Consider the following 6525-nt stretch of genomic DNA (forward strand, 5'->3'; position numbering starts at 1 on the left):
TTTAAGTGATCCCTCGGCGATCAGCCGCCGATTCGTTCCGTACTCGATAAAAAAACCGTAGGGCCTCAGCGTGGGGACGGCCCGCGGCCCCGCTCCTCCTCGCGGAGCAGGCGCTCCTTGGCGCGGTCCCACAGGGCGTCCAGCTCCTCCAGTGAGTGGTCGGACATCGTCCGGCCTTCCTCCGCGGCCATGCGCTCCATCAGTTGGAAGCGGTCCTTGAACTTGGTGCAGACACGGGATAGCGCCGCATCCGGGTCCACCTTCAGGCGGCGCGCCAGGTTGACGGTCATGAACAGCACGTCCCCCAGCTCCTCCTCCACGTCCCGGGCGTCCCCACGGCTCGTGGCCTCCCACAGCTCGTCCAGCTCCTCGTCCAGCTTGGCGAAGAGAGGGGCCGCGTCGCCATCGGGCCAGTCGAAGCCCACGTGGGCGGCCTTGCCCTGAAGGCGGCTGGCCTTGAGCAGGGGCGGCAGGCCCTCCGGCACTCCCGCCAGGATGGAGAGGTCCTGGTGCTTCTCCTGCCGTTCCTCGGCCTTGATGCGCTCCCAGTTGCGCAGCACCGCGTCGCTGTCGCGGGCCTCCTCCGTGCCGAAGACGTGGGGGTGGCGGCGGATCAGCTTGTCGCATATTCCCCGGACCACGTCCCTCATGTCGAAGGCTCCGGACTCCCGCGCCAAAGACGCGATGAACACCACCTGGAGCAGCAGGTCCCCCGCCTCCTCCTTCACGCCCGCCATATCGCGCCGCGTGATGGCGTCCGCCAGCTCGTAGGCCTCCTCCGTGATGCAGGAGCGCAGGCTCTCCATGGTCTGCTTCCGGTCCCAGGGGCAGCCGCCCGGCGCGCGCAGCCGCTCGATGATCTCCACGATCTCACCGAAATAGTGCCCGCCTTCACGCTCCAACTCCTTCAAGACAAAAGCACCTCCGTAGGGCGTCGGTTCCCCCGCGCCGTCCGCACATAATGATAACATAGCGCGGAGGGCTTGAGGTCCGCCGTCCGAGGCATAAAAAACGCGGCATGGAGGGACTCCATGCCGCGGCGCCGTCTTCGCACCATCCGGACCCTGCAACGGGCCGGACTACGAGGACTGCGAGCCCGACCCCTTGTTGTTCTGCTGCATCATCCCAATGATGTTGCTGAGGGCATTGGCCTGCTGCGAGAGCTTGGCGATCCGGTTCTCTGCGCTGGCGTACCGCCTGCGCAGGGCTTCCTGCTTCTCCTCCAGACGCTTCTGGAACTTCTCCAGGTCCTTGTCGATGTTGCTGATCTGCTTGGCGAGATCCCCGATCTCGCGGGTCAGCGTCCCGGAGGTTCCCCCTTCGGAGGACCTCAGCATCGACTTGCAGTAGGTGTCCATCTCGCCCGCGAAGGACACCATCAGTTGCTGAACCTCCTCGGGGTTCCTCGTCATGGCCTTCATGAAATCCTTCGAGTCGAACTCCAGCTTGCCGCTCTTGCCGTAGTCGTCCTTCGTCGTCTTGAGCCCCAGCTGGTAGGCGCCCCGGTAGGTGTAGTTCAGCTTGAGGGCCTTCATAGCGGCCTGGCCGGAGAGGGAAACCTCCGTCTTGTCGGCCGCCCGGACCACAAGCCGGTCGCCCTCCACCGAGGCCCGGACGTAGTTCTTCTCCTTCCCCTCGCCGTCGTAGTGCAGGGCCGCCGCCACCCCTCCCTTCGAGGTGTCGTTGATCCTCTCCGCGATGGTCTCCAGGGTGTCCTCCGGCTTCACGGGGATATCGGCGGAGCGGTCCCCCACCTTCACGCGCAGGGTCGCCTCGCCGGCCAGCCCGTTCCGGGCCATCGTGCCGTAGAGGGCGTCCGCGCTCTTCCGTTCCTTGAAGGTAAAGGTGTAGTCCTGAGAGACAATGGTGCGCAGGCGGCTCTTGCAGTCGCGCAGGAGCGAGTTGCCGTAGAGCGCGCCCCACCTCATGCGGAAGTCGTTGGCGTCCACCGTGGCCTTGGCGGACTTGTCCAGTTCCTTCTCGGAGGAGCGGGTGTTGATCCAGCCCATCAGGTCGTTGTAGCTCTCCACGAAGCCCTCAATGGCCTTGACCGCCTTCTCCGCGTCGTGCTCCACGTCCATCGACACCTTGCCGACGCCCTTCAACTTGAGGGTCATGCCCTTGATCAGTTCGTTGCCGTAGTCCGCGCCGATGTCGTTGGAGGAGCGCGTCACCTTGTTCCCGTCCAGCAGCATGACGGCGTCCTGAGCCTCCGTGAAGTGCTCCGCGTCCTTCAGATCCAGCCCCAGGGCGCTCAGGAGCCCCGAGCCGTTGTCGGACAGCGTGAAGGTGTTCGCCCGACGCTTGTAGTTGACGGTAAGTTCCGTGCCGGCATTGGGAAGGCCAGTCAGATGCGTGGGCGTAGACGTCGGAGTCCAGGTGAACGTAAACGTCTTGGGCGAGCCCGAGCCGGTATTCGCGACCCCCAGGGTGCCAGCCGTGGAAAGATTGCCGTACTCCACCTTCGCGATCGTGCCCTCTGCCGTGGAGAACCCACGGTCCTTCATAATGAGCGAATCTGTATCGGTGCGCGTCACGCTAAAGGTCTTGCCCCCTCCCGTCAGCCCCGAGACGGAGAGGGTGTAGTCAGCGCCGGGTTTTGGAGCGCTCCAGGCCGCCTCGCGGCGCCAGCGAACGTTGGCCTTTCCGTCCGTGCCCGCGATGAGGTCGAAGTCCTCGCCCTCCCGGTACGTCTTACCCCCCTGCGTGATGACGGCCGTGCCCCCGGCAATCGACGAATAGGTTATAGCGTTACCCGAATCTTTGATCTCGTCCGTGTCTCCCCGCTTCACCTGGAGGGTTAACTCCTCGTCATTCGCCGGCTCGTAGGTCACCGTGTACTTCTTGCCGTCCGCCGGCCGGTTGTCGCCCTTCCAGACGATGGACTTGCCCGCCAGGGTGAAGGCGGTGCCGTACTCGTAGGAGGCCCCGTCCTCGTCCTTGATCGTGATCTTGGACGTGCCTGCGGTCAGGGTCGCGCTGTGGGGAACGAAGTCCAGCGCGGTGCGGTCCAGGAGGTCCCCCGAGGCCCGGGTGATCTCCCTGGAGTAGACGTCGCCCGCCTTCGCCTTATAGGTCACGTGATAGGTGTCGCCGGCCTTGGCCGTCTGGTCGTCGTACTCGCGCCAGCGGATTTGGTTCCCCACCACGTCGAAGTCCTTGCCGTTCATCCAAGTCTTGCCGTCCCCCGTGACGGTGACGTCGCCGCCCGACAGCGTGGACGGGTCGATGGAGAGGGTGGAGAGGGCGTCCCAGGACTGGTCGGAGCGCTTGATGACCTCCTTGGAGGTCGTCTCCTCCAGGCCCGTCTTGTCGCTCTTCAGGATCAGCCGTCCGTCCACGACGGAGGCCGTGACCCCCATGGGCGGGTTCATGGTCTTGATCGTCGTGTTGATGCGTTTGGCCAGCGAATCCAAGGTGTCCGAGGCGAGGACGTCCACCTGGGCCTTCCGCCCCCCGGAGCTGATCCAAAGGCGGGTGCTGGTCAGGCCCTGCAAGGGACCCTGGAAGACGTCGGACAGCGAGCCCGAGAAGGAGTTTGACCGCTGCAACTGAGCCCGGGCCAGTTGCTGGACCTCAAGGTTGTAGACGTTGACCTCCGCGTCGCTCGTGACGGAGGCCGTCAGCACGCCCTTGTAGGAGCCGTTCGAGTCCAAGCGCTCCACCTTCACCTCCTTGGCCCGATAGGTCGAGGGCAGCTTCAGCGAGGAGATCGAGGAGTGCATCTTCTGCATCGCGACCTTCATTTCCTCAAAGAGGGTCTTCTTGTTGTTCAGGTTCTTCCGCTTGTTCACCTGAACCTGCGCGGGCTTGGAGGCCATCTCGGTCATCTTCTTGATGATGCCCTCCCAGTCGATCCCTGACGCAACGCCCGACACGGTCGTAGAAGCCATGACAGCAACCTCCTGTTGAATGCTTGAAATCCAGACGGCGGCGCGGATCCATCCTCGTCCGCCACCTCGATATTTTACACCCGATGCGCCGCCCGCTATCCCGTTAAGGTTATCGGCGACGGGGGCGAAAAGTTGAGGGCCGTCGCGGGAGCGTCGTGCTTGTGCTAGAATACGGAAGGTTTTTCAGATGACCTCGCCCACGCGGGGAGGGGAACGCCCCAGGGGGGTGGGGGCCGCTGTGCCCCCTTTGACCTTCCGGCGGTGGAACGTCCCCGGCGGCTGACGCCTTCGTCCCGTCGCCGGCCCGCCATAAATTTCTATTGCTGGAGGAATGTCGCTTGTCCCTTCGAAAAGGCCTTATCGTGTTCGTCCTGCTGGCTTTTGCCGCGAACTCGGTCATCATCGCAAAGAGCGTCGACGCGGGAACCCTGCGCTCGCTCCTTCACGCGGATAAGCTCGCGCTCCTGGGGGCGCTCGGCGTCGTGTTCTTCACCTGGCTGTGCGACGCGGGACGATTCTGCGCCCTGTCCTGCGCGGCGCAGGAACACGTCAGCCTTCCCATGGGGCTCGTGCTGACATGGCTCAACTACTTCGGCAGCGCCGTCACCCCCATGCAGAGCGGCGGCGGCCCCTTCCAGGTCTACGTCCTGTACAAGAAGGGCGTCGCCATCGGGAAGGGCATCGCCATCACGCTGGTGCGCACGATGCTCACCGTCCTGATCCTGAGCGTCGTGGTGCCCACCGTGCTGGTGCTGGACCCGGCGATCCTGCAGCGCAGCCCCTTCCTGAAGGGCATCGTCTCCTACGTCTTCGTCGTCATCCTCGCCACCTGGGTCTTCATCGCCTTTACCATAGCGCGTCCAAAGGCCTTCAAGCGCCTGGCCAAGGTCCTCATCCTCTGGGGCCGGCGGCTGAAGCTCCTGCGCTCCCAGCGGACGATCATCCGCTCGTTTCAGTGGCTGGACCGGGAGATGGACAACTACCTCCTGAACTTCAAGCTGCTCTTCCAATCCCGCTCGGGCCGGCTCTACCTGCTCCTCGCGGCGGGCCTCTCCGTCATGCACCTGCTCGCGCTCTTCACCGTCCTGCCCATCCTGATGCACGCGGTGGGACTTCCCTTCCGCTACAGCGAGGCCGTGGCCATCCAGGCCGTGTTCATGTTCATCCTCTACTTCGTCCCCACTCCAGGGGCCAGCGGCGTCGCAGAAGGAGGCGGCGCCCTCCTCTTCGGGATGCTCATGCCCTGGAACATGGCGGGCATCATGGCCATCATCTGGCGCTTCTTCACGGAGTACCTCTCGATCTTCATGGGGGTCGTGGTGGTGGTGCGCATGTTGGGCTGGGGCGTCTCGGAGGACCTGCACCAGGGGGCCGCACCGGAGGAGGAGGCCCTGAAGGACGAAAGGGCGAAGGGACCGCAGCCGTGACGCTGCGCGAGCGGGCCTTTCAACTGAGAGGCGGGCTGTGGACGGCCCTCTTCGTCCTGATCCTGGCCGTCGCGCGCCCGACGCCGCGCTCCGTGGCGCTGGGGCTTGTGCCCGTAGCGCTGGGGCAACTGTGGCGCTTCTGGGCCGCGGGCTCCATCGGGCGCTACCGTGGAGAGGCCGTGGGAGCGGAGCGGCTGGTCACCTGGGGGCCCTACGCTCTCATGCGCAACCCCCTCTACTTCGGCAACGGCCTCATCGGGCTGGGTTGGGGACTGATGGCCGGCCCCTGGGCCGCGGGAGCCTTCCTCGCGGGCTTCGTCCTCCTGTACGGCCTCGTCATCATCCCCCATGAGGAGTCCTTTCTCCTTCAGAGGTTCGGCGAGGAGTACCGCGCCTATCGGGCGCGGGTGGGGGCCTTCTTCCCCCGCTCATGGCCGGGTACGGTCTGCGGGCCCTTCAGCTGGGCGGTCCTTCGCCGGAGCGAGGTCCACACGATCCTGAGTACCGTCGTCGGGACGCTCCTCATCGCGGCAAAGCTGCTCCTGCCCTAGGGGCCCCTTTTCGCCGCCATTCCAAAAGCTCTGTGCTATACTGTATCCGGACGCGGCCCGTCCGGGAAGGAGAAGACACCATGGACCAGAAGAAGAACGATTCCGGCAGGGATATGACCGTCAACGACCTCATCTCGGCGATCTCCATGACGGAGTACCCGCAGTACATCCTGGACGCGCTCTCCCGCATCCAGGGGTGGATGCGGGACACCATCAACGCGCCGGCCAACCGCGGCGTCGACCCCTTCTCCGCCCTGTTCGAGGGCGAGGATGAGGACGATGAGGGCCCCGGCGTGGACACGCTCTTCGAGAGCCTTGAGGAGCTGGAGGAGTACGTCGACCTGATCCCCAACACCCACCGCCCCGACGGCAGGGCGGACGTGATCGTCGTGAGCCTGACGCCGCCCCCGGACTACGAGAGCGGCCTGCGCACGGCCATCGACTACGCGGCGCTCTTCAACCGCCCCAACTGCAAGCGCGTCTGGATCGTGAGCGACACCTTCATCTTCGACGACGTCATGCGCTACGCGGCCCACGTGGACGCGCTGACCGAGCAGGGCGTGACGCTGCGCTTCATCCTGGTAACCCCCTGGGGATGGGTCGAGCTGCCGCTGAGCGGCGCTGCGGCCTCGCGCCAGCAGTTCACCTGGCGCA

5 protein-coding genes are annotated in these 6525 nt (G+C 65.1%); 3 read left to right on the forward strand and 2 right to left on the reverse strand.

All coding sequences use genetic code 11. The features are described 5' to 3' along the window. Positions 1-65 precede the first annotated feature (65 nt). On the reverse strand, positions 66-911 hold the full coding sequence (mazG, locus tag ACO41U_RS03320) for a nucleoside triphosphate pyrophosphohydrolase (RefSeq protein WP_485941572.1): 846 nt from the start codon (positions 909-911) through the stop codon (positions 66-68). Between the two features lie 168 nt (positions 912-1079). Further along, a complete protein-coding gene (gene fliD, locus ACO41U_RS03325) occupies positions 1080-3893 on the reverse strand; it encodes a flagellar filament capping protein FliD (protein WP_485941574.1) in 2814 nt (937 codons plus the stop codon). Positions 3894-4231: 338 nt separating this feature from the next. Here fliD and ACO41U_RS03330 point away from each other — a divergent pair, with 338 nt between their 5' ends. The 3 genes from ACO41U_RS03330 to ACO41U_RS03340 all read left to right on the forward strand — a co-directional run. Then, positions 4232-5320 (forward strand): lysylphosphatidylglycerol synthase transmembrane domain-containing protein, encoded by a 1089-nt coding sequence (locus tag ACO41U_RS03330; RefSeq protein WP_485941576.1) that lies wholly within the window; start codon positions 4232-4234, stop codon positions 5318-5320. Continuing rightward, positions 5317-5871 carry a methyltransferase family protein gene (locus tag ACO41U_RS03335; protein ID WP_485941578.1) on the forward strand — a complete coding sequence of 185 codons (555 nt, stop codon included), beginning with the start codon at positions 5317-5319 and terminating at the stop codon, positions 5869-5871. The genes ACO41U_RS03330 and ACO41U_RS03335 overlap by 4 nt, the downstream gene beginning before the upstream one ends. 80 nt (positions 5872-5951) lie before the next feature. Continuing rightward, a partial coding sequence (locus tag ACO41U_RS03340; protein ID WP_485941580.1) for a hypothetical protein occupies positions 5952-6525 on the forward strand: 574 nt, incomplete at its 3' end.

This window comes from Fretibacterium sp. (assembly GCF_057312375.1).

Excerpts from the sequence above, each read along its gene's own strand:
- fliD (WP_485941574.1), bottom strand. The coding sequence starts at position 3,893 with ATGGCTTCTACGACCGTGTCGGGCGTTGCGTCAGGGATCGACTGGGAG.